Genomic DNA, 22,726 nt, shown 5'->3' with positions numbered 1-22,726 from the left:
TACGGCGGTGCCGCCGTCTCCCCTGAAGGTGGGGGCCGGGAGACGGCGGCACCGGTTCACGGGCCGCGCCGGTCAGGCGCGGCGAGCGGCGGCCGCCCGGCGCCGGGCGGCCAGCAGGAGCGTGGCGGTGCCGACGCTCAGGGCCGCGGCGCCGCCCAGGGCGAGCGCGGTGGTGGCGGAGCCGCCACCGGTGGCGGCCAGTTCGCGGTCATCGGCCGGCTCGGTGTCCGGTTCGGTGTCCGGGGCGGTGACGGCGTCGTCCGTGCCGCCGGCCGGGGCGGGGCGGTTGGCCTCGGGCACCGCGTCCTCCTCCCGCTGATCGCCGGCGGCGGGCTTCTCGTGCCCGTCGTGCGGGTCCTCGCCGTGCTGGTCGTGGTCACCGTGGTCGCCGTGGCCTTCGTGGCCCCCGGGCTCCGGCTCGGCGGCCGGCGGCGCCGGTTCGATCACCGGGTCGCCGCCCCCGCCCGTCGCACCGCTGCCGCCGAACACCACGTCCGAGCAGGTGTAGAACGCCTCGGGGCTGTCGCTGCGCTGCCAGACGCTGTACACGAGGTGCCGTCCCGAACGCTCGGGCACGGTCATGTCGAAGACGTACGAGCCGCCCTCCAGCGGCGGGTCGGTCACCTGGCCGAACGACTCCAGGTCGGACCAGCGCAGCGGGGCGGTGGGGTCGTACCCCTCCTTGGTGATGAACAGTTCGAAGCCGCCGCGGTGCGGTGCCGTGGCCCGGTAACGGAAGGTGTGCGGCCCCGCGGCGAGTTCGGAGGCCGGCCAGTCCGCGCGCGCCTGGTCGAGCCCGGCGTACTTGTCGCGGCCCGCGCTGCACAGCTTGCCGTCCGGAATCAGTTCCCGGTGGCGGCCGGCGGCGTCGGCGAGGTTGACCTCGTTCCAGTCGTACAGCGGCTGGGTGCCGCCGATGGCCACCAGGTCGCGGCACGCGGCCGACACCGGGCTCTCCGGTCCCTCGTCGAAGCAGGTCTTCACCCGGCTCACCGGGTCCTCCAGCGAACCGTGGGCGCCGGCCGGGGTCGCGGTGGCCAGGGTGATCATCAGCGGTGCTACGGCCAGGGCGGCGACCGTGGCGGCGGTGCGCGGCGCAGTCATCGTGGAACGTCTCCTCGGATCGGGGGCCCGGGCCGTGACGGGGGATCAACGGCCCGGGGAGTGAGCACGCTAGCCGCCGGACAGGGCCCGATCCTGGCGGGAAGCGGCCTTTCACGGGTCTTTAAGTCCGGGCTAAGGACGGGCGCAAGGCGGGGTTAAGCACGGAAGGGGCGGGTGGGGCACCTCGGGTGGACGGTGGACTTTCGGTCATAGGGCCCGGGGTGGGACAGGCATGGTTGACATGGTTAGGTATGCCTAACCTAAATTGATCGACGACCGAGCCGCACTCGACCGCCGCGCACCACCCGCACGACCCGCACGACCCGCCCCACCGTCAACGCAAGGGACCGTACAGAGCCCATGAGCATGCCCGGCCACGCACCAACCGTGCCCGTGCCCCCCACCCTGCTGGAGCCCGACCTGCTGGCCGCCGACCCGGCGGGACTCGCCGACGTCGGCCGGCTGGTCACCGAGATCACCCGCGAAGCCGCCGGCGCCCTGCGCCGCCGCACCGGCCCGCTGCCCGCCCAGACCCCCCGCCAGCTGGCGGCCCTTGTGGACCGCCAGCTCCCCGACGGGCCGATACCCCGTCACGGCGGGGGACGGGAAGCCGTTCTCGCGCTGGCCCGCGCCTACGCGGCCGGCACCGTGGACCTCGCCGATCCGCGCGCCGCCGCCCACCTCCAGCCCCCTTCGCTCAGCGTCGCCGCCGCCGCCGACGTCCTCGCCTCCGTCTTCAACGCCTCGGTCGACACCTGGGACTCCGGCCCCTACGCCGTGGAGCTCGAACGCCGCCTCATCACCGCCCTCACCGACCTCGCCGGCTACGGGCCGGCCGCAGGCGGGGTCCTCACCCCCGGCGGCAGCGCCTCCAACCTCCAGGCCCTGCTCATCGCCCGCGACACCGCCCTGCGTCCGGGCCGCGACGTACGCGCCGTGGGGCTGAGCGGGCTGACCGTACGCCCCGTTCTCTACTGCTCCGAACTGGCCCACTTCTCCATGGCACGGGCCGCCGCGCTGCTGGGACTCGGCGAGGACGCCGTACGTCCCGTCGCCGCCGACGAACACCACCGGATGCGCCCAGAGGAACTCGACCGCGCGCTGCGCACCCGGGCCGCCGACGAACTCCCCATCGCCGTCGTCGCCACCGCCGGAACCACCGACTACGGCTCCATCGATCCGATGCCGCAGCTCGCCGCCATCGCCCGCGACCACGGGATCCGGCTGCACGTGGACGCGGCGTACGGCGGCGGCGCGCTGTTCTCCGCCCGGCTGCGCCCCCTGCTGGACGGCATCGAACTCGCCGACAGCATCACCATCGACCTGCACAAGACCGCCTGGCAGCCGGCCGCCGCCAGCGCCCTGCTGCTGCGCGACCGGGCCGGCTTCACCACCACCACCGGGCTGCGCGTCGCCTACCTCAACCCGGAGGACGACGGCGAGGCCGGCTACGACGGGCTGCTGGGCCACTCCCTGCAGACCACCCGGCGGGCCGACGCGCTCAAGGTCGCCGCCACCTTCCTCGCCCTGGGGCGGGAGGGAGTCGGCGCCATGCTCGACGCCTGCCACGACCTCGCCCTGCACGCCGCACGCTCCGTGGCCGCCCATCCGCGCCTGGAACTGACCACGGAACCCGTCCTCACCACGGTCGTCTTCCGCTACCGGCCGCGCACGACCACGGACCCCGCCACCGTCGACGCCATCAACGGCGCGCTGCGCCGGCGCCTGCTGCGCGAGGGCAGTGCGCTGATCGGCCGCACCGAGACCGAGGGCGCGGTCCAGCTGAAACTCACCCTGCTCAACCCGCAGGCCAGGACGAGCGACATCGAGGAAATGCTGGCCGCCGTGGACGCGGCCGGGGCGGCCGAGGAGGAAGCGCACCATGTCTGAGAAGGAAACCGGAACCGTCCTCGACCTTGCGGCGGTCGGTATCGGCCCGTTCAACCTGTCGCTGTCGGCCCTGGCCGACGACGTACCCGGCCTGACCTACGCGGCGTACGACCAACGCCCGCACTACGACTGGCATCCCGGGCTGATGTTCGACTGGGCGAAGCTCCAGGTCGGTTTCCTCGCCGACCTCGTCTCGCTGATCCGGCCCACCAGCCGCTGGTCGTTCCTCAACTACCTGGTCGAGCACGACCGGATGTACCCGTTCTACATCTCCGAGCGCTTCCACATCCCACGCCGGGAGTACGCCGACTACTGCGCATGGGCGGCGGCCCGCATACCCGGGCTGCACTTCGGCACGTCGGTGGACGCGGTGGAGTGGGACGCCCGGCGCGATCTGTGGCTGCTGACGCTGCGGGACGTGGCGACGGGCACCGTCCGGGTCCAGCCGGCCAGGAACATCACCCTGGGCATCGGCACCGAGGCGGCGCTGCCCGCACCACTGAAGGATCTGGCCGGCCACCCCAGGGTCATCCACTCCGGCGAACACCTGCACCGGATCGAGGAGTTCGCGGCGGCCGGGGTACGCGACATCACGGTGCTCGGCTCCGGCCAGTCCGGGGCCGAGGTCTTCCTCGACCTCCTCCGCCGGCAGAAGGAGAGCGGCTGGGCGGTCAACTGGCTCACCCGGTCATGGGGGTTCGCGCCGCTCGACTACTCCAAGCTGGTGCTGGAGTACACCACCCCGGAGTACATGCGGTACTTCCACGCCCTGGAGCCCGGGGTGCGCGACCGGCTGATCGCCTCGCAGTGGCAGCTGTACAAGGGCATCGACTCGGAGACGATCGACCTCATCCACGAGGAGCTGTACGACCATCTGCTGGACGGCGACCGGCCGCCGGTGACCCTGCTGCCGGCCACCGCGCTCACCGCGGCGGAGACGGCGGAGACGGGGCGGCGCGGGAAAACGATCCGCCTGACGACGGCCCACGCCGACACCGGCGAGCGGGCGGTACGGGAGACGGAGGCGGTCATCGCGGCCACCGGCTACGCGCCGCGCCGCCCCGCGTGCCTGACCCCGGTGGACAAACTGATCGCCTGGGACACCAAGGGCCGGTACGACATCACCGAGGGCCACCGCGTGCTGACCGTCCCCGAGGTGGGAGCCGGGCTCTACGTCCAGAACGCCGAACTTCACACCCACGGAGCCGCCGCCCCCGACCTGGGCATCGGCGCCTACCGCGGCGCCCTGATCCTGAACGCGGTCAGCGGCAGGGACACCTTCCCCATCCCGCGCCGTACCGCGTTCCAGACCTTCGGCCCCCAGTAGCGCTCCGGGCCCGGCCGCGCGCGGCGGCCGGGCCCGGACCCGAGCGGTCCCCAGCGGCCTTCGGTGTCCTCTCCCCTGGCCCGATCGTCCGCCCACCGGACATGATGGGCTGGTCTGTCGGAGGAGCACCGACAGCGCGGACACGTGGGGGAGTCGGTCGCATGAGGGACACGTACTGGGACGAAGCCGCGGCGACGTTCGACGAGGAACCCGACCACGGCCTGCGGGATCCGGCGGTACGGGCGGCGTGGGACGCGCGGCTGCGCTCTTGGCTGTCCGGGCGGCCCTCGCGGGTCCTGGACCTGGGCTGTGGAACGGGCAGTCTGTCGGAACTGGCCGTGGAACACGGCCACACGGTGACGGCGATCGATCGGTCCGAGCCGATGGTGCGGCTCGCCGGGGCCAAACTGGCCGGCGGTACCACCACCCTGGCGGTGGGTGACGCCGCCCACCCGCCGCTGCGCGCCGGGTCGTTCGACGTGCTGCTGGTGCGCCATGTGCTGTGGGCGCTGCCCGACCCGCGGGCTGTCCTGTCCCGCTGGGCCGCCCTGGTCCGGCCCGGGGGCCGGCTGATCCTGGTGGAGGGCCGCTGGGGCGAGTCGGCCCCGACGGGCATCGCGGCGACCGAACTGCGCGCGATGCTCTCGTCCTTGCCGGACATTCCCCCCGCCGCGATCCGCCACGACGACCTGACGGACGACCCGGCCCTGTGGGGCCGCCCGGTGCGGGACGAGCGCTACGCCCTGGTCGCACGCACCATGACGGCCTGAACCGGACCGGGCGGCGGCCCCGAAGGGCCCGCACCGCTCGCCGGGCGCGGCGACGTGCCGCACCGGTGTCCGCCGAGGCCATGTGCGGTCGGCGGGAGGGAGTTTGGACAACCACGGGCCGCCCGGTAGGTTGCGGGTCACTGTCCGTGTGTTCGAGGGGTGAGGCGTCATACAGCGCAGGCCGGGCGGCGAGCACACCCAACGGGGCCGGGGCCAGGCACCGGGTCCGCAAAAAGTCTTAGCCCCGGCGACGTGATCGTGAAGATCAGCGGTCCACCGGGGCTTGTCACTTGTTACCTTACCCGATTTCTCAGCAGGAGGAACCTGTGACGCAGGTATCCCCGGTTCCCGCGCCGGGGCCGTGGGTGGAGAACTGGCTGAGCCCCGCCCGGTACGCGGTCTACCTGACCGCGGCCGACGGCGATCGCGCCCGCGCCCTGGCCCTCTACGAGTGGAACACGGCCCTGGCCTGCGCGGTCCTGCGCGATCTGAGCCACTTCGAGATCGCGCTGCGCAACGCGTACGCGCGGGCACTGGACACCACCTGGACCGGCACCGGGCACTGGCTGGACGACCCGGGCAGCCCGCTGCGGGCCCCGCTGATCCGGATGCGCAAGAGCCGGCGCGGTCCACGGCGGCGGGTCGACATCAACGACAAGACCCGCGGCGCCATCGACGGAGCCCGCAAACGGTACGGGCGCACGGCTCCCCCGGGAAAGGTCATCGCGGAGCTGTCGCTGGGCGTGTGGCGGTACCTGTCCACCTCCGCCCACGAGAAGACACTGTGGGTGCCTCATCTCCATCGCGCGTTCCCACCCGGCACCCACCGCGCGACGGTCGACCAGCTCATCGGCGCCCTGCACGAGCTGCGCAACCGCGCCGCGCACTGGGAACCTCTGCTGACCGCGCCCGTAGCCCTGCGGACGAAGGACCTGCTGACCGTCACCGGCCTGCTGAGCCCGGAGCTCGCCGCCTACATACAGCACACCAGCCAGGTCGGGCCGACACTCGACCGGCGTCCCTGACCGGCCGGGGCACGCGGGCCCCGGCCACCCCCGGGAGGGCGGCCGGGGCCCGCGCGCGTGTTGCGTGACGCGCTACGCCTCGTCCGGCCGCATCGCCGCCGCCAGCCGCAGGTGCGGAGCCGCGTCCGCGTCCCGCCCCTGCCGCTGACCGGCGTCCCTGACCGGCCGGGGCACGCGGGCCCCGGCCACCCCCGGGAGGGCGGCCGGGGCCCGCGCGCGTGTTGCGTGACGCGCTACGCCTCGTCCGGCCGCATCGCCGCCGCCAGCCGCAGGTGCGGAGCCGCGTCCGCGTCCCGCCCCTGCCGCTCCAGCGTGCGGCCGAGCAGCAGCCGCAGGTAGGCGTCGTCAGGGGTGTCCCGGGTCAGCCGCTCCAGCGTCACCCGGGCCCGCTCCAGCTGCGCGGAGTGGTAGTACGCCCGTGCGGCCAGCACCTGGACGGCGCGGTCCGTCCCGTGCTCGGCCAGCAGGGGCCGCAGCAGGGTCAGCGCGCCCAGCGGGTCGCTCTTGTCCAGCAGTGATTCCGCCTGCCGCAGGCGCCGCACCTCCTCGGGGAGCTCCCGGACCGGCGGGGCCTGGGCCGCGTCCCGCAGGAACGCGGCCATCGCGTCCGGGTGCTGGGCTCCCGCCAGGGCCAGGGTGCCGGCCACCAGGGTGGGGGAGGTGCGTACACCGATGGCCTTGCCGCGCAGCAGCGCCTCCTTCACCTGTTGCGTGCCGCCCCCGGCGGCCAGCAGTGCGCCGCCGTGGCCGAAGCCCGCCGTGCGGGCCACGCGCTCCAGGACGGCCGGGTCGCTGATGTCCTGGGCGTCCACGAAGTGCGCCTTGAGGACTTCTTCCACCACCGCGTTCTGGAGCTCCGCCCCGCCCTCCTCGTACGCGAGGGCGATCAGCCGGTGCGCCGGTCCGCTGTCCGCGCGCCACACCGCGCCGAAGGGGGTGCCGAGCCCTTCGTCCGCCGCGATCCGCGAGACCCGGGCCCGGTTCTCGCCGGGCGTCACGTCCTCGGGTCCGCAGGCGTCCAGCGCGTCGTCGACCAGCGGATCGATCTGCCATTCCGCCAGCGGCTCGGCCTTCGCCGGCGCCATGGGGTCGATGCGGTAGGGCTGCCACACGACCTCGACCGGCTCGCCCTGCCACGCGGCGAGGGCCGCTTCGAGCCGCCGCTTGCCGATGTACGCCCAGGGGCAGACGACATCCGCCCAGATCTCGATACGCATGCCGCCAATATAAGCAACAGGTGTTGGTTATGCAACATCTGTCGTACACTGCCGCCGTGAACCCCGACGATCCCCGCGCCCGCCGCACCCGCGAACGCCTGCGCGCCGCCGCGCTCGAACTCGCCGGTGAGCGCGAGCTCAGCGCCATCACCATGTCCCTCATCGCCCGGCGGGCCGCGATCAACCGCGCCACCGTCTACGCGCACTACGCGGACCTCGACGCCCTGGTGACCGACGCGATGGACGACGCCATCGGCCGGCTCGCCCGGGCCGCCGCGCTCTGCCCGCTCCAGGCCCCCGCGACGCCCCGCCGCCGCCCCTCCTGGACCTCTTCACGGAGGTCGAGGCCGGCGCCGTGCTCTACCGACGGATGCTCTCGGAGGGCGGCAGCGCCCGGTTCGCCCGGCGCATGCAGCACCGCCTCGCCGGCGGTCTCGCCGAACGCTTCGCGCAGGGCCGCCGCCCGCCGGGCGCCGCCGACGTCCCCCTCGATCTGCACGCCGGCTATCTGGCCGGCGCGCTGTGCGGGGTGATCACCACCTGGATCAGCGCGGACCCGCCCGTGCCGGCCGCCGACGCCGCACTCGCCACCTGGCGCATGCTGCGCGTGTGACGGCGGTCGCACGGGGCGTTCCCGGCGGCCGGGGCATCCCGGTGGGCGGGGTCGCCGGGATGCCCCGCCCGCCCGGCACCCGTCAGCCCAGCTGGATGGAGCGCTTGGCCAGCCCGCCCCAGAAGCCGTCGATGACCGACCGCTGGGTGGCCAGCTCCGCCTCGCCCGCGCCGAGGGTCACGAACAGCGGGGCGAAGTGTTCCGTACGGGGGTGGGCGATCCGCCCGGCCGGCGAGGCGTGTTCGAAGTCGAGCAGCGCGTCGATGTCGCCGGCGCCCAGCGCCTCCTCGCCCCAGGCGTCGAACTCCCGGGACCAGCCCGGCGCCTCCTGGGGCCCACTGCCCCAGGTGAAACCGCTCAGATTGTGGGTGAAGAAGCCGCTGCCCACGATCAGCACCCCCTCGTCCCGCAGCGGCGCCAGCCGCCGGCCGAGGGCCAGCAGCCGCTGCGGGTCGAGGGTGGGCATGGATACCTGGAGCACCGGGATGTCCGCGTCCGGGTACATCTCCTTCAGGGGTACGTAGGCCCCGTGGTCCAGCCCGCGCGCCGGGTCCTCGTGCACGGGGGCGCCCGGCCCGCCGACCAGGGCGCGCACCCGCGCGGCCAGCTCGGGAGCCCCGGGCGCCGCGTAGGTCACCTGGTAGTAGTGCGCGGGGAAGCCGCCGAAGTCGTACACCAGGGGCACGGTGCGGGTGGCGCCGATGGTGAGCGGGGCGGACTCCCAGTGCGCGGAGACGATCAGGATCGCCCGGGGCCGCGGGAGTGCGGCGGACCAGCCCGCCAGCTGCCGGGTCCACAGCGCGTCATCGGCCAGCGGCGGCGCTCCGTGACTGAGGTACAGCACGGGCATCCGGTCGGCTGCGGTGGTCATGACACTCCTCGAAGGGGAAAGCGGCCTGCTCCGGGTGGGTCCCGGAGCAGGCCGGGGTCAGTCCCGGAGCTGTGTTCAGTTCCGGATGAGCAGGGTGATGCCCGCGACCACCAGGGCGAACGCCAGTGCGGCGACGCCGTGCACCAGCCGGTGCTCACGCACCTGCTCGGGCAGCGGGAGGACGTGGTCGACCGCGTACCGGCCGGGGCCGGACAGGGTCAGGGCGACGGCGGACAGGCCCAGCAGCAGCGGCAGTTCGAAGCCGCCGATGAATGGGTCGTCCCAGTGCGCGGACACGATGACGTTGAGCATGGTGCCCACGATCGCGGCGCCCGCCAGCGGGGTGAGCAGCCCGAGGGCGAGTCCGAGGCCGCCCAGGGTCTCCGAGAGCCCGGCGATCAGCGCCATGGTGCTGCCGGAGGGGTAGCCGAGGAACTCGAAGAACTGGCCGGTGCCGTCCAGGCCGCCGCCGTCGAACCAGCCGAACAGCTTCTGCGTGCCGTGCGCGGCCATGGTCAGCCCGACGGCCAGGCGCAGCACGAGCAGTCCCAGGTCGGTGCCGCTGGGTGCGGTGCGCTCGCCGCCGCCGAGTGCGGCACGGGACATCAGAGGTGTGGGGGAGGTCATGTGTGAGGTTCTCCAGGTGGACGTTGTCGTTCAAATTCGAACCACGTTTCCAGGAGCGTACGGGACGGTTCGAATTTGAACAACCACGTACGATGGAGGCATGGCGACGACGCGATGGCTGGACGAGCAGGAGATGGCCGCCTGGATTTCCTTCCTCGAGGTGACCCATCGCGTCTTCCGCTCCGTGGAGACCCAGCTCAAGGAGGACGAAGGGCTCTCCCACCCCCAGTACGAGATCCTGGTGAAGCTGGCCGCGGCGGGCGAGGGCGGACTGCGCATGACGGTCCTGGCCGATTCGCTCATCACCCCCAAGAGTGGGCTGACCTACCAGGTCGGCCAGCTGGAGAAGCGGGGCCTCGTCCTGCGCAGGGCCTGTGACGCCGACGTGCGCGGGGTCACCGCGCGGATCACCGCCGAGGGCATGGATGTCCTGCGGGCTGCGGCCCCCGGGCACGTGGCGCGCGTGCGCGAGGTGCTCATCGACCAGCTGGACCGACGGCAACTGCTCGCCCTCGCGGACGCCCTGGGCACGGTCAACGCCCGGCTGCGGGAACAGGCCGACGGGCCGGTGGGCGCGCCCTAGCAGCGGCCCGGACGGGAACCGGCGGTCCGCCGGTCCGCCGACCGGCCACGGAGCGGGGACAATGGGCGGCGTGAAGATCGTCATCGACGCCGCCTCCGCGACCGCCCCGTTCGAGCAGCTGCGCTCCCAGCTCGCCGCACAGGCCCGCGCCGGCACCCTGCCCGTCGGATACCGGCTGCCGACCGTACGCGGTCTCGCCGAGCGGCTCGGCCTCGCCGCCAACACCGTCGCCAAGGCGTACCGGGCCCTGGAGAGCGACGGCGTCATCGAGACCCGGGGCCGCAACGGCACCTTCGTCGCCGCCGCGGGGGACGCCGCGAGCAGGGAGGCGGCGACGGCGGCCCTCGACTACGCGCGCCGCGCCCAGCGTCTCGGCCTGGACCACGACGCCGCGCTGGCCGCCGTCCACGACGCCCTGCGCGCCACCTACACGAGCTGATGGTCTGTACAAGCGTTGACAGGCGCGGACCGGATGACGGGATGACCACCCTGTCCCGGAACGCGTTCTTCCCCTCCCAGGGCCAGGAGTGACGCGCGTCAACGGAGGGTGTGCGGGCGAGAATGACACTGCACGCTCAGGAGAAATGCTGGGGGAAGTGGAGGCCAAGTGACCGGAGTTCCTGTCATAGCGGCGGACGGTGCGACGGTCACGCTGGGTGACACCACACTGCTCGCGCCCACGACGTTCAGCGTACGGCCGGGTGAACTCTGGTGCCTCACCGGAAGCAACGGATCGGGGAAGACCACGCTCCTGCGTGCCTTCCTCGGCAGCCGCAGCCTGAGCGCCGGCTCGTGCTCGGTGAAGGGCGAACCCGCCGACCCGGCCCGCCCCCGCCAACGCCGTCTCCTGGCCTCGCTCGTCGAGCCGATCCCCATCGCGCGCGACATGACCCTGCACGAGCAGGTCATGCTCGTCGCCGCCTCCTGGTACGGCAACACCCCGGAGACCGGCGAACACGCCGAAGCCGTCATCGAACGGCTGGGGCTGTCCGCGCTGGCCGAACGCTTCCCCCACCAGGTCTCCTCCGGACAACTTCAGCTGTTCAGCCTCGCGCTCACGCTGGTCCGCCCCGCCGAGGTCGTCCTGCTCGACGAGCCTGAACGGCACCTCGACGCCCATCGCGTCCACCTGGTCGCCACCCTGCTCACCGAACGCGCCCGCAACGGCACCGCGTTCCTGGTCGCCACCCACGAACCCGCCCTGGTGGACGCCTGCGACGGCCGCGTGGAGCTGGGATGATCACCACGCCCGGCGTCACGCCCCCCGACGCCGACGACGAGGCGGACCCCGGCCCCGGCACCGGGGCGGCGGGGCGCGTCCAGGCCGTACGGCATCACTACGCCCACCGAGGCGACCGCGCCACGGTGCGGGGCCGCGCGTACACCGTCTATCTCATCGCGCTGTTCGCCCTGATCTACCTCGTGCCGGTCCTCTACACCGCCAGCACCTCACCGCCCCTCCTCGCCGTGCGGACGCCGACCGCGGCGGCGCCCCTGACCTGCGCCCTCGCCCTGGCGGGCTGCTGGGGCGCCCAGCTCACCGGCCGGTTCTGGGGACCGCTGGTGCTCCAGCCGTTCCTGCTGCACGTGTTCATGTCCACCGACATGTCGCCGATGAGCTACCTCGGCACGATCGCCAGGCGCCGGCTGGCCGCCGCGGGCACCGCCGTCCTGCTGGCCGCGATCACCGCCGCCTACCTCACCACCGACCTGTTCGACCGTCCGAGCACCGCGCTGCCGGGCGTCGCGGTCGCGGCGGGCGTGAGCGTCCTGGCCGCGGTGGCCTGGCTGTGGGGCCAGGTCCGGGCGGTGCGCGACAACCTTCTCCTCGCCTCGGCCGCCGGCGGCGTGGCCCTCCTCGTGAGCGCCCTGAGCCTGGCGGTCCCGGACGGCGAGGGCGGCCTGTGGCTGGTGGCCGGCGTCTCGGCGGCCGGCGCCGCCCTCCTGGGGCGGGCGGCCTTCCGCTCGATCCGGACGATCGACCTCGCCCGGCTGGCCCGCGAATCGGCCCGCGCCTCCCAGGCCCGGACGTACGCGGGGACGGGAACCCTCCACCACGCCCTGGACCTGTACCGCCCGGAGCCACGCGGGCTCACCTCCGCGCTGATCCGCCCCGACGGGCGGCTGCGCGGCCACCTCACCCAGGGCGCCGTCCGCGCGCTGCGCACCCGCGGCCGCGCCCTCGCGGCCGTGCTGCTCCTGCTGACCGGCGGCGCGGTGCTCACCCGCGGGGTGGCCGGGCCGGAGGGCGGCCTGTCGCTGTCGCTGTGGCTGGCCGGGGCGATCGCGGTCTACCTGGGATCCGGCTGGGTGAGCGAGACCTGGCGCGGCCTGCGCGACGAGCTGACCCTGGCGCCGCTGCTCGGCGAGTGGTGGGGAGGGACGCCCGCCCGCACCCTGGCCTGGCCCCTCACCGCCGTGGCGACCGGGGCGGGGCTGGGGGGCGCCCTCGCGCTCCTCCTCCCATGGCCGCTCACCGGCCGGCCGGCGGCGCACGCGGTGCTGCTCGCCGCGGGCTCCGTGGTGCTGGTGCTCGGCGCCAGATTCCTGCGGGAGATGAAGCTGAACCTGCCGCTGGAACTGCTGCTCCCGGTCGTCACGCCGCTCGGTGACCTGTCCGGGCTGCGCATCGTGGCGTGGCAGTTCGACGGCTTCGTCGCCGTGCTGATCGGCGTCGCCGTGCTGAACGCCGTGCCCTCGGCCCCCGGCGCGGGCGCCCTCGCGGTCCTCATCGCCGCCGGCTGCGTCTGGGCCGGACTCCGGCGGACGGGCTGGGCACACCGGGGCCTGCTGTACCGTCTCCGCCGCGTATAGGCGGGGGTGTTCGGGGAACTGCCACGGCGGGGGACGAGGGCCCCTCCGGTTCCCGGTGCGGATGTCGCCTTCCCCACCGGGGCGCACAGGCCCTCAACCGTGGCAGCACCACCCGGTGCGCAGCGGGCCTACACGGCCCGCGCGCCCCCGCCCCACAGCCACACCGTGGTGTCCGGGGGCAGCTTGCCGTTCTCGATCCGGTCACTGGAGAGCAGCACACCCCAGTCCTTCGCCAGCGGATACGGCTCGGAGGAGAGGTTCACCGCGCAGCGCAGCACCGCCGCCCGCTCGAACGACAGCACCCCCGGGGGCGCCTCCAGCCAGCGCAGCGACTCCGCCGCGAACCCGCGCTGCCCGCGCCGCAGCCGCAGCGCCGAGCGGTACAGCTCCAGCATCGACCCGGGCGTGCCCGACTGCGTCTGCGCCGTGCGCCCGTGCCACTCGCGGGGCTGGGGCAGCCACGGCTTGCTGCCGCGCGGCCCGAAGCCGAACGGCGCCTCCGCCCCCGACCACGGCATCGGCACCCGGCAGCCGTCCCGGCCGCGCACGGTCCCCCCGGTGCGTTCCCAGGTCGGGTCGCGCAGCAGCGCCTCCGGGATGTCCTCGACCTCCCACAGGCCCAGTTCCTCGCCCTGGTAGAGGTACGCGTTCCCCGGCAGCGCCAGCATCAGCAGGGCCGCCGCGCGCGCCCGGCGGGTGCCCAGGTCGAGGTCGCACGGGCCGGCCGACTCGATGTCGTACCCGTGCTCCCCCAGCAGCGTCTCCTTGCGGCCGAAACGGGTGACCTGCCGGGTGACGTCGTGGTTGGCCAGCACCCAGGTGGCGGGCGCGCCCACCTCGCCGTGCGAGGCCAGATTGCGGTCGATGACGGAGCGCAGCGCCTCCGGCTCCCAGGGGGCGGTCAGGAACGGGAAGTTGAACGCGGTGTGCAGTTCGTCGGAGCGCAGATAGTTCGCCAGCCGGTCCTCACGGACATGCGCCTCGGCCACGAACACCCGGTCCCCGGCGTAGCTGTCGGCGATCTTCCGCCAGCTCTGGTAGATCTCGTGGACGTCGTCGTGGTCCCAGTGCGGATGCCCCTCGCGGTGCCGCTCGTGCTCGAACAGCAGTTCCTCGGGTATGCCCAGGTCCGGCAGCGCCGGGTCCTTGGCCAGGCCGTGCGCCACATCGACGCGGAAGCCGTCCACGCCCCGGTCGAACCAGAACCGAAGAATCGATTCGAACTCCGCGCGCACCTCCCGGCTCGCCCAGTTGAGATCGGGCTGCTCGGGCGCGAACAGATGCAGATACCACTGCCCCGGAGTGCCGTCCGGATCGGTGGTTCGGGTCCAGGCCCGGCCGCCGAACCGGCTGCGCCAGTCGTTGGGCGGCAGCGACCCGTCCGGGCCGCGCCCGTCACGGAACAGATAGCGGTCGCGCTCGGGCGAACCGGGCGGCGAGGCCAGCGCCTCGGCGAACCAGGTGTGCTGGTCGGAGGTGTGGTTGGGGACGATGTCCAGCAGGACACGGATGCCGTGCGCGTGCGCTTCGGCGATCATCTCCTCCGCCTCGGCGAGTGTGCCGAAGGACGGATCGATGGCCCGGTAGTCGGCGACGTCGTAGCCGCCGTCCTTCATGGGGGAGGGGTACCAGGGGGTCACCCAGATGGCGTCGACGCCCAGCTCCTTCAGGTACGGGAGCCGGGCCCGCAGTCCGGCGATGTCGCCGATCCCGTCGCCGTTGCCGTCGGCGAAGCTGCGGATGTAGACCTGATAGCTGACGGCCGTACGCCACCAGGGCGTGGCCGGTGTCCGGTGAATACGGGTGCGGGGCACGTATCTTCCATTCCTCTTGCGAGTTGACCCTGGGAGATGCGCGGCTTCAGCGGCTCACCGCGCAGTGGTGCGGGTGTGCTGGTCCGGGTGACGTTCGGGTGGTCCGCCCGGGTACGGGGCGGAGTCCGCCGCGGGTTCGGGCGGATGCTCGGGACTGGTCCGGGGGCCGGCCACGCGGGCCGCTCCGGTGGTGCCCCGGACCACGAGCCGGGTGGGCACCACCACCTCGGTCGGCTCCTCGCTCGCCCCGGACAGCGCGTCCAGGATCTGGCGGGCCAGCAGCTCCCCTTGGTGGGCAACGGATTGCGCGATGGTGGTGAGGTTCAGCAACTCGGCCGTCTCGTGGTCGTCGAACCCGATGACCGAGACATCGTCGGGGGCCCGCAGGCCCATTCTGGTCAGGGTGCGCAGCGCGCCGAACGCCATCAGGTCGGACTCCGCGAACACGGCGGTCGGCGGGTCGGGAAGGCTCAGCAGCCGGGCCATCGCGGAGGCGCCCTCCTCGATGCCGAAGTTGCCGGGGGCCTCCAGCTCGGGCTCGTACGGGATGCCGGCCTCGGCCAGCACCGAACGGTAGGCGTGCTCACGGACGATGGGCGTGGTGAAGCCCCTCGGGTCGCCCAGCGCACCGGTGATCATGCCGATCCGCCGGTGCCCGAGGTTGATGAGATGGCGCACCGCCGTGGTGGCGCCCTGGGCGTTGTCGATGGAGACGTGCCAGCAGCCCGGCACCCGGGTGCCCAGGACGGCCACCGGTACCTCCATCGAGACCAGCGCCTCGGACTCCGCCTTGGACAGCGGGAGGTTGAGGACGATCAGCGCGTCCACCCGGCGGCGCAGCGGCATCCGGGCGAAGAACCGTTCATGGACGCGGGCATCGCCCAGGTTGTACAGGAGCAGGTCCAGGTCGTTGGCGCGCAGCACCGCGTCGATGCCGGAGAGCACCTGGCTGTAGAACCACCGGTTGACGAACGGCAGTACGACACCGATGGTGCCGGTCCGGCCCGAAGCGAGGCTGGAGGCGTGCGGGGAGATCGCGTACGAGAGTTCCTCCGCCGCCCGCAGCACCCGGTCCCGGGTCGTCTCGGAGACATTCGGCAGACCCCGCAGCGCGCGCGAGACGGTGGCCGTGGACACCTTCGCGCGTCTGGCGACATCGATGATGCTGGCGGCCATACGCTCTGCTGACCCTCCGTTCGCTGCGAGGAGCCCGAACGTACTGCCGATGACGGAGGGAATGCAATCGTTTACATGAAAAGATCTTCGATATCCGCCATGCCGGGTGGCGGTGGTCGGTTGAAGCATCAAAAGCGCAGATGAGAGATGTGAAAGGTGATGTAAACGTGTACATGTCCCGGCGTTGCCGCGCGGGTGGGTGCCCTCGGGGAGCGGAGCCGGCCGGGGCGGGCGGGCGGATGAGTGGCCGGATTCGTACGGTCCTGCCCGCCCCGGCCAGCCAGGGTCAGCCGCCGAGCTTGGTGAGGGCGGTGGCCGTGGTGTCCTTGAACGCGGTCACCGGCGCCTGCGCCAGATCGCCCATCTCGCCCCACACGACGACGGTGACGGTGTCACCGTCGCGGCCTATGCCGAACAGGTGCACGCCGGTTCCGGCCTGCGGCGGCGCGACGTGCACCCCGAAGACGCGCGCCCCGTCGGCGGCGTCCACGGTGCCGTAGTCGTCCCAGGCGGCGCCCGCGCCGGGGTTCTCGCGCAGCCAGTCGGCGGCGCAGTCGGCCGCGGCGTCGGAGAGTTCGGCGGCCAGCGCCTGGGCCTCGGCGTTGCCGCCGGTCTCCACGACGAGCTGACGTGCCGTGGTGTCCAGGTCGGTGTGGTACTCCCGGACCCAGGTCCCGGCGGCCGGCAGTTCCACCTCCTCGAAGCAGAACAGCGGCAACTCGGGCTGCCCGTGCCGCGGGCTCTGCGCGAACCACTGCGAGGAGGAGTGCGGCGGCAGGTCACCGGGCTCCAGGAACGCCGGCACCGGCGTCTTCGGGGCAGTGGTCGCCGTCGCGGCACCGGCGGCCGGCGCGAACGCGGCGACGGCGGCCAGCGCCCCGGCGGCCAGGGCGGTACGGGTCAGGATGCGGGTGCGGGTGCGTCGCATGGGTGGGTCCCCTCCAGGTGATGCTCGGTGTGACACCCGAAACCCTGTGCTTCCCGTCCGGGATCCGGCAACGCTTGCGGCCCCGACCGGGACGGCGGAACCATTCCACCCCCACTGACGTGGGACGATGCGGAGGGCTGGAATGGTGGAACGGGACGGCGGACAGGGCGGGGGAGGCCATGGAGGACGCGACACCGGCACAGGAATTCGCGCGGGCGCTGCGTGAGCTGAAGGAACGTTCGGGGCTCAGCTTCGGCGCGCTGTCCACGCGGCTGCACACCAGCACCTCGACGCTGCACCGCTACTGCTCGGGAGCGGCGCTGCCCCAGGAGTACGCGACGGCCGACCGCCTCGCCGCGCTGTGCGGGGCCACCGAGCCGGAACGGCGACACCTGCACCGCCTGTGGGTGCTGGCCGACGCCCAGCGCGGCGCCACCCCGGCCAAAGCCGCGCCCGGCCCCCCGGCGGAGCCCACCGCCGTACCTTCCGACGTACCCCCGGCGGAGCCCACCGCCGAACCCCCCGCCGCGCCCGGCCCGGCCCGCCCGTGGTGGCGCCGGCGGCCCACCGCGCGGCTGACGGTGGGGCTCGCCGCGCTGCTGCTGGCCGCCGCGCTCACCCTCGACGCCGCGGGCGGGGCGAAGGCCGGGACGGCGGGGGAGAACGCGGCGCCACTGGAGTGGACCACCCGCTCCCACGTCTGGGCCTTCGGCTGCGGTCACCGCTACCTGGTGGACGCCGGGCCGCAGGATGTCCCGGCACCGCCGGTCGCCCAGGACGCCGAGCGCTGGTCGGCCGCCCGGCGGGCCGTGCACGCGGAGGCGGCCATCGTCGAGATCACCCTGACCGCCGAACCGGGTACCGGCGCCCCGGTCGTCGTGGAGGCGGCCCACATCCGGATCGCCGAGCGCCGCGCACCGCTGCCCTGGCCGGTGTACCGCATGGACAACGGCTGCGGCGGCTCCCTGGCCCCCGCAGCCTTCGGCGTCGACCTGGACGCCGACCGCCCGCTGGCCCACCCGATCGCCGGCGGCGACGCCGCCACCGGCGAGGAATTCCCCGCCCCCCGCCTCCCCTTCGCCCTCGGCGCGGACGAGCCGCTGCTGCTGCGCTTCGAGGCCAGGGCCGCAACCGGCGACGTCGACTGGTACATCGAACTCGACTGGAACAGCGGCGGGCGCTCCGGCACCACGCGTATCGACGACGACGGCCGTCCCTTCCGCACCAGCGGCACCACCGGACCCGTTCTCGTCCACGACATCCCCACCGGCCGCTGGCTGCCGGAGTGAGGCAGGATCGGGTCATGAGCAACCTCGACCAGCGCCCCGCCCCCACCCCCTGCGGTGCCGAGCCCAGGACCGGCCCCGTGCACGAACTCCTCGCGGGCCGTGAGGTCCCGCTCGGCGAGAGCACCGTGGTACGCCGGCTGCTTCCCAGCCTCGGCCGCCGCATGGTGGGCGCCTGGGTGTTCGTCGACCACTACGGCCCCGACGACATCGCCGACGAGCCCGGCATGCAGGTGCCCCCGCACCCGCACATCGGCCTGCAGACCGTCAGCTGGCTGCACGCCGGGGAGGTGCTGCACCGTGACAGTCTCGGCAGCCTGCAGACCGTCCGCCCGCGCGAACTCGGCCTGATGACCTCGGGGCGCGCCATCGCCCACTCCGAGGAGTCGCCGAGCCCGCACCGCAACGCCCCGATCCTGCACGGCGCCCAGCTGTGGGTGGCGCTGCCGGGCGAACACCGCCACACCGCGCCCTCCTTCGAGCACCACACCACGCTGCCGGTGCTGCGCGGTGGCGGCGGGCTCTCCGCCACCGTCATCCTGGGCGAACTCGACGGGGCCGCCTCGCCCGGCACCACCTTCAGCCCGCTGGTGGGGGCCGACCTCGCGCTGGCCGCCGGCACCGACACCGCGCTGCCGCTGACCGAGGACTTCGAGTACGCGGTCCTGTCGATGTCCGGCGCCCCCGAGATCGACGGCGTGCCGCTGCCCCCCGGTTCCCTGCTCTACCTGGGCGAGGGCCGCCGCCACCTGCCGCTGCGCTCCGACCACGACGCGGCGGTGATGCTGCTGGGCGGTGTCCCCTTCGAGGAGGAGATCGTCATGTGGTGGAACTTCATCGGCAGGTCGGCGGAGGACATCGTCCAGGCGCGCGCCGACTGGGAGGAGGGCAGCCGCTTCGGCGAGGTGAAGGGCTACGCGGGCGACCGCCTGTCCGCCCCCGCCCTTCCCCCGGTACCGCTCAAACCCCGGGGCCGCACGCGCTGACCCCGGTCTTTTCCCGGCCAAAGGCTCGTTCCTCCGTTCTTCCGCGGGGATGTGGCCCGCCGGTTCGCGCTGCCCGCAGGTCCTCCGGGGTCGCTTCGGAACAGCTCGGCCGTGGCTCCCGATGTCCCCGGCCGGGGACATCGGTGGAATGGGCACGTCCGTACCGCGAAGTATGGTTCAGCAGGTGGAGTTGGTCTGGGTGAGCAGGCCCATCCGCCGCGGCAGGAGGACGTATTCACCGCCGGCTCCCGGATCCATGCCCTGACAGAGGAACTGAAGCCGGCACGGGTGGATGGTCAGCGTCCGGGTGCTGGAGGGTCGGCTGATCCTGTGTCACCGGGAACATCCGTTTCTTCACCTGTGTGATGTCGCGCGTGCCGCTCGGCTGACCCGGCCGTGCGCAGGTGGGGCATGGCGTGGTCGGCCCCGGTGGCAGCTGCCACGTGTGCTGGACGGTGCGGGTGGGGCGCCGGCACGCTGCCCCACCCGCACCGGCGGACCGGCGCGGGCCGCGAACGTCGTGAACCCGTTCCCACGCCGGCGCCCTGTGCCCTGTGTCAGCCCACGCGCGCGAGCTGCCATTGCTGGTTGGTGCCGCCCCAGTCGCTGTACTGGACGATGTTGGCTCCGTCGGCGGTGGAGGCTCCCTGGACTTCGAGGGCTTTGCCGCTGTTGCGGTTGATGAGCCGGATGTTTCCGCTGCCGGAGTCGGCTGCTCGCCATTGCTGGTTGGCGGCGTTGTTGTCGCTCCACTGGACGATGGCGCCGCCGTCTGCGGTGGACCAGTTGTGGACGTCGAGGACCTTGCCCGAGTGGCGTGAGCGCAGCCGGTAGTAGCCTCCGCCGGAGTCGACGAACTGCCACTGTTGCTGAGCCTGGTCGTTGCGTGACCACTGGGTGATCCGGGCGCCGTCGTTCGTCGCCAGGTTGTACACGTCGAGCGCCTTGCCGCTGTTGCGATTCACCAGCACGTACCACGCACTCGTGTCGATCCCGCCGGGAGGCTGTGTGCCGCCCGAGTTGAGGGCGTTGAGCACAGCGGTGTAGGCCGCCTTCTTGTTCCCCGCCCCATCGAACAGCAGCGGATTCTGGCCCGTGCGCCACGAGTCGCTGTCCCGTACGCCCCACACGGTGATGCCCGTGCAGCGGCTCACGGCCAGGCAGGCACGTGTGACGGCGGCATAGGCGTTCGCCTGATCGGCACCCGCGATGTCCAGTTCGGTGATCTGCACGTCCACCCCGAGGTCGGCGAACCTCTGGAGATTCGCCTGGTAGTCACCGGGTGCGGAGTTCGTCAGATGGGACTGGAACCCCACGCAGTCGATCGGCACTCCGCGGGCGACGAAGTCGCGCACCATGTTGTAGATACCGGTGCTCTTGGCGTTGATACCGTCGGTGTTGTAGTCGTTGTAGCAGAGCTTGGCCCCGGGATCCGCGGCACGTGCCGTGCGGAACGCGACCTCGATCCAGTCGTTGCCGGTGCGCTGGAGGTTGGAGTCACGCCGTCCCCCGCTGCCGCCGTCGGCGAACGCCTCGTTCACCACGTCCCAGGAGTGAATCTGGCCCCGGTAGTGGCCGGCCACCTGGTTGATGTGGTTGATCATCGCGGAGCGGAGCGTGCTGCCTTCCAGGCCCTGCGCCCACCCCGGCTGCTGCGAGTGCCACACCAGGGCGTGGCCCCTGACGGACATGCCCTGCTGGCGGGCGTGGTTGACGATGCGGTCACCGGCGGAGAAGTTGAAGGAGCCGCGGGAGGGTTCGGTGGCGTCCCACTTCATCTCGTTCTCGGCGGTGAGGCTGTTGAACTCCCTGTTCACGATCGTGGTGTAGGCGCTCTCGTTGAGCTTGTGCCCGGCGACCGCGGCGCCGAAATAGCGTCCGCGTTCGGCGGCCGATGTTCCCAGCGTGGTGCCCGCCGCAGCGGTGCCCGCCGATGCCACGACGGTGCCGCTGGCGATGAGTACGGCCGCCAGGAGCATGACGAGCAGTCTGAAGCGGCGTAACAGGGCGCTGTGTGGAGCCGGTTGTGCGGTGAGGATCATCTGGTGTCCTTCCGATCAGATGGAGCGGGCGGAAATCTGGGGACCGGACTCAGGAGGCCGAGACGTGGAAGGACTCCGCTGAACCGATCGTCGTGGCGGCGGCGACCAACGGCTGGGCCCCCGCCGTGACATAGCGGTCGTTGGCGTGCGCGCGCAGGCTGATGGAACCGTCGCCGTTGTTGATCCGGGTGAAGGTCTCCCACGGGCCGACGGCGGAACGGTTGGCGATGAGAGGACTGGCTCCGGCGTTCTCCGCGCACACGTACTGGCCGTTGACCAGCGCGCGCAGGGCCACCGAACCACCGCCGGTGTCGACCAGCTCAAAGCGCTCCCACGGGCCCACTGTGGGCCGGTTGGCGATGAGGGCTTCGGCTCCGGCGTTCTCCGCGCACACGTACTGGCCATTGGCCGCGGACCGCAGCGCGACCGCCGGGCCGGATTCGGCCGGGGTGAGGACGGACTCCCAGCGGGTACGGCTCCCGGCCGCGCCGGCGGGCAGTCGGTCGCGGGCCGCCGTGTCCCCGTACAGGCTCCAGCGCATCCAGTCCACATACGTGTTCACGGTCTGGGTGTGGTTGACGCCGCTCCAGATGTACTCGTCGTGGCCGGTGCCCAGATGGGTGAGGAACGCCTTGGGCGCCGGCAGCTCGGTGTACGCCTGCCGAGCCGAGGAGTACTGGCAGATGGGGTCCTGGTCGCCGTGGACGAACAGGACCTTCGCCGCCGGGCGTCCGGAGGGGTTGCCCATGTCCACGGTGGCGAACGGTACGGCGGCCACGACGCGCTCGTCGGGCCACGCGGTGAGCAGGCCGTGCGTGGTCATCCCACCGAGGGAATGCCCCGCGATGCCGACGCCGGTGGCGGTGTCCAGGCGCCCGGCGAAAGGGGAACCGGCAGTGGTGTTGAGGGCCAGGGTGCGGGTGATGACCTCGGAGACGTCCTGGGACTGGTTGCCGTTGTAGACATCCCCGATATTGCCCGGGGTGCCGGTCGAGGTGGTGGGGAAGACCGGGGCCGGCACCACGAAGCCGGCCTCCGCCAGCGGGCGGATGAGCGGTGCGTAGCTCTCCGGGTTGCCGCCCAGACCGTGGCTGAACTCGACCACCGGGAAGACCCCGTTGGCGATGGCGGCATCGCGCACCGGGTTGCCGCCCGGGTTCCCGGTCGCCGGGTAGAAGATCCGGGTGACCAGGCGGCGGCCTCCGCGGTTCCAGTCGAACTCGCGTACGCCGATGGCGAAGCGCTGGGTCGGTGCGTCGAGCGGTCCGGCGGCCGTCGCCGGACCGGCGCCGAGCAGGGGTGCGCCCAATAATGCCGTGCTCATGCCAAGTGCTCGGCTCAGGACGGTGCGGCGTCGTAGTGACATCGGTACTCCTTGATCAAGATGCGGGATTGCGAGAACCGCCGCCCCTGGTCGGAGCGGAAGGTGTGCGCGGGCACGGCCGCGCCGGACTGGCGGGCGAGCATGGTGCTGGAGTTGCGGCGTGCGCGTTCCGTCGGAGCGAGGTGCGGGCCCCGGGGTGTGAAGAGTGCTCTCGTTCCCGGGAGGTGTGGCCTCCGGGGCGGGGAAACTCTCCGGCTCGGGGGAAGTGCCGAGAAGAACGATCAAGAGTGCGGTGTGCCGGGGGGAGCGGAGGTCATCCCCACCGTAGC

The 22,726-nt window shown here is 72.9% G+C and carries 20 protein-coding genes and 1 pseudogene; 12 read left to right on the top strand and 9 right to left on the bottom strand.

Translation table 11 applies throughout. From position 1 onward, the window contains the following. Positions 1-72 precede the first annotated feature (72 nt). A complete protein-coding gene (locus SXIM_RS03325) occupies positions 73-1,104 on the bottom strand; it encodes a lytic polysaccharide monooxygenase auxiliary activity family 9 protein (protein WP_046722898.1) in 1,032 nt (343 codons plus the stop codon). A gap of 387 nt (positions 1,105-1,491) precedes the next feature. On the opposite strand from SXIM_RS03325, the gene SXIM_RS03320 reads away from it, so the two are divergent. The 4 genes from SXIM_RS03320 to SXIM_RS03305 all read left to right on the top strand — a co-directional run bounded on the left by SXIM_RS03320 (position 1,492) and on the right by SXIM_RS03305 (position 6,116). Next, complete coding sequence (locus tag SXIM_RS03320) at positions 1,492-2,994, top strand: pyridoxal phosphate-dependent decarboxylase family protein (protein ID WP_046722897.1); 1,503 nt, start codon at positions 1,492-1,494, stop codon at positions 2,992-2,994. Continuing rightward, on the top strand, positions 2,987-4,321 hold the full coding sequence (locus tag SXIM_RS03315; protein ID WP_030727930.1) for a lysine N(6)-hydroxylase/L-ornithine N(5)-oxygenase family protein: 1,335 nt from the start codon (positions 2,987-2,989) through the stop codon (positions 4,319-4,321). The genes SXIM_RS03320 and SXIM_RS03315 overlap by 8 nt, the downstream gene beginning before the upstream one ends. Positions 4,322-4,482: 161 nt before the next feature. Then, a complete protein-coding gene (locus SXIM_RS03310) occupies positions 4,483-5,091 on the top strand; it encodes a class I SAM-dependent methyltransferase (protein ID WP_046722896.1) in 609 nt (202 codons plus the stop codon). Between the two features lie 326 nt (positions 5,092-5,417). After that, positions 5,418-6,116, top strand: a complete 699-nt coding sequence (locus SXIM_RS03305) for an Abi family protein (protein ID WP_030727924.1) — start codon at positions 5,418-5,420, stop codon at positions 6,114-6,116. Positions 6,117-6,349: 233 nt separating this feature from the next. Here the strand turns inward: SXIM_RS03305 and SXIM_RS03300 are convergent, their stop codons facing one another. Beyond that, entirely contained in the window at positions 6,350-7,333 is a 984-nt protein-coding gene (locus SXIM_RS03300; RefSeq protein ID WP_030727921.1) for a DsbA family protein, read from the bottom strand. A 29-nt stretch (positions 7,334-7,362) separates the two neighbouring features. On the opposite strand from SXIM_RS03300, the pseudogene SXIM_RS28680 reads away from it, so the two are divergent. Both SXIM_RS28680 and SXIM_RS27915 read left to right on the top strand, forming a co-directional pair. After that, positions 7,363-7,503 (top strand): annotated as a pseudogene (locus SXIM_RS28680) (hypothetical protein); the annotation flags it as partial. A gap of 185 nt (positions 7,504-7,688) precedes the next feature. After that, positions 7,689-7,946 carry a hypothetical protein gene (locus SXIM_RS27915; protein WP_246156996.1) on the top strand — a complete coding sequence of 86 codons (258 nt, stop codon included), beginning with the start codon at positions 7,689-7,691 and terminating at the stop codon, positions 7,944-7,946. A gap of 82 nt (positions 7,947-8,028) precedes the next feature. Here SXIM_RS27915 and SXIM_RS03290 read toward each other — a convergent pair whose 3' ends face one another. Together SXIM_RS03290 and SXIM_RS03285 are read right to left on the bottom strand one after the other, a co-directional pair. Then, entirely contained in the window at positions 8,029-8,817 is a 789-nt protein-coding gene (locus tag SXIM_RS03290) for a dioxygenase family protein (protein WP_046722895.1), read from the bottom strand. Positions 8,818-8,892: 75 nt separating this feature from the next. After that, the gene (locus SXIM_RS03285; protein ID WP_046722894.1) at positions 8,893-9,444 is read right to left on the bottom strand and encodes a DoxX family protein; all 552 of its coding nucleotides are present in this window, start codon (positions 9,442-9,444) and stop codon (positions 8,893-8,895) included. A 100-nt stretch (positions 9,445-9,544) separates the two neighbouring features. Between SXIM_RS03285 and SXIM_RS03280 the strand changes: the two genes are divergently transcribed. The 4 genes from SXIM_RS03280 (at position 9,545) to SXIM_RS03265 (ending at position 12,841) form a co-directional block, all read left to right on the top strand. Then, a complete protein-coding gene (locus tag SXIM_RS03280; RefSeq protein WP_030727912.1) occupies positions 9,545-10,027 on the top strand; it encodes a MarR family winged helix-turn-helix transcriptional regulator in 483 nt (160 codons plus the stop codon). Between the two features lie 61 nt (positions 10,028-10,088). Next, positions 10,089-10,466, top strand: a complete 378-nt coding sequence (locus SXIM_RS03275) for a GntR family transcriptional regulator (protein ID WP_030727909.1) — start codon at positions 10,089-10,091, stop codon at positions 10,464-10,466. Between the two features lie 168 nt (positions 10,467-10,634). Next, complete coding sequence (locus tag SXIM_RS03270; RefSeq protein WP_030727906.1) at positions 10,635-11,267, top strand: ABC transporter ATP-binding protein; 633 nt, start codon at positions 10,635-10,637, stop codon at positions 11,265-11,267. Continuing rightward, positions 11,264-12,841: a hypothetical protein gene (locus tag SXIM_RS03265; RefSeq protein ID WP_046722893.1), complete on the top strand. Its 1,578-nt coding sequence runs from the start codon at positions 11,264-11,266 to the stop codon at positions 12,839-12,841. Before SXIM_RS03270 ends, SXIM_RS03265 begins: the two co-directional genes overlap by 4 nt. A gap of 128 nt (positions 12,842-12,969) precedes the next feature. On the opposite strand, the gene SXIM_RS03260 is transcribed toward SXIM_RS03265, so the two are convergent. The 3 genes from SXIM_RS03260 to SXIM_RS03250 all read right to left on the bottom strand — a co-directional run bounded on the left by SXIM_RS03260 (position 12,970) and on the right by SXIM_RS03250 (position 16,759). Further along, the gene (locus SXIM_RS03260) at positions 12,970-14,655 is read right to left on the bottom strand and encodes a glycoside hydrolase family 13 protein (RefSeq protein WP_046722892.1); all 1,686 of its coding nucleotides are present in this window, start codon (positions 14,653-14,655) and stop codon (positions 12,970-12,972) included. A gap of 54 nt (positions 14,656-14,709) precedes the next feature. Next, entirely contained in the window at positions 14,710-15,831 is a 1,122-nt protein-coding gene (locus SXIM_RS03255) for a LacI family DNA-binding transcriptional regulator (RefSeq protein ID WP_030727901.1), read from the bottom strand. A gap of 286 nt (positions 15,832-16,117) precedes the next feature. Beyond that, positions 16,118-16,759, bottom strand: a complete 642-nt coding sequence (locus tag SXIM_RS03250) for a hypothetical protein (protein ID WP_046722891.1) — start codon at positions 16,757-16,759, stop codon at positions 16,118-16,120. A gap of 179 nt (positions 16,760-16,938) precedes the next feature. Between SXIM_RS03250 and SXIM_RS03245 the strand changes: the two genes are divergently transcribed. Next, positions 16,939-18,048: a helix-turn-helix domain-containing protein gene (locus SXIM_RS03245; protein ID WP_030727897.1), complete on the top strand. Its 1,110-nt coding sequence runs from the start codon at positions 16,939-16,941 to the stop codon at positions 18,046-18,048. 14 nt (positions 18,049-18,062) lie between these two features. After that, on the top strand, positions 18,063-19,031 hold the full coding sequence (locus SXIM_RS03240; RefSeq protein WP_046722890.1) for a pirin family protein: 969 nt from the start codon (positions 18,063-18,065) through the stop codon (positions 19,029-19,031). A gap of 557 nt (positions 19,032-19,588) precedes the next feature. On the opposite strand, the gene SXIM_RS03235 is transcribed toward SXIM_RS03240, so the two are convergent. Both SXIM_RS03235 and SXIM_RS03230 read right to left on the bottom strand, forming a co-directional pair. Then, positions 19,589-21,010, bottom strand: coding sequence for an endo-1,4-beta-xylanase (locus SXIM_RS03235; protein WP_030727891.1), 1,422 nt, complete (start codon positions 21,008-21,010; stop codon positions 19,589-19,591). Positions 21,011-21,122: 112 nt separating this feature from the next. Then, complete coding sequence (locus SXIM_RS03230; RefSeq protein ID WP_078635180.1) at positions 21,123-22,439, bottom strand: alpha/beta hydrolase; 1,317 nt, start codon at positions 22,437-22,439, stop codon at positions 21,123-21,125. Positions 22,440-22,726 lie beyond the last annotated feature (287 nt).

The organism is Streptomyces xiamenensis, from assembly GCF_000993785.3.
Lineage (GTDB): Bacteria > Actinomycetota > Actinomycetes > Streptomycetales > Streptomycetaceae > Streptomyces > Streptomyces xiamenensis.
Note: the sequence above shows the minus strand (reverse complement) of the source record. Positions and strands in the feature narration are given on the sequence as shown.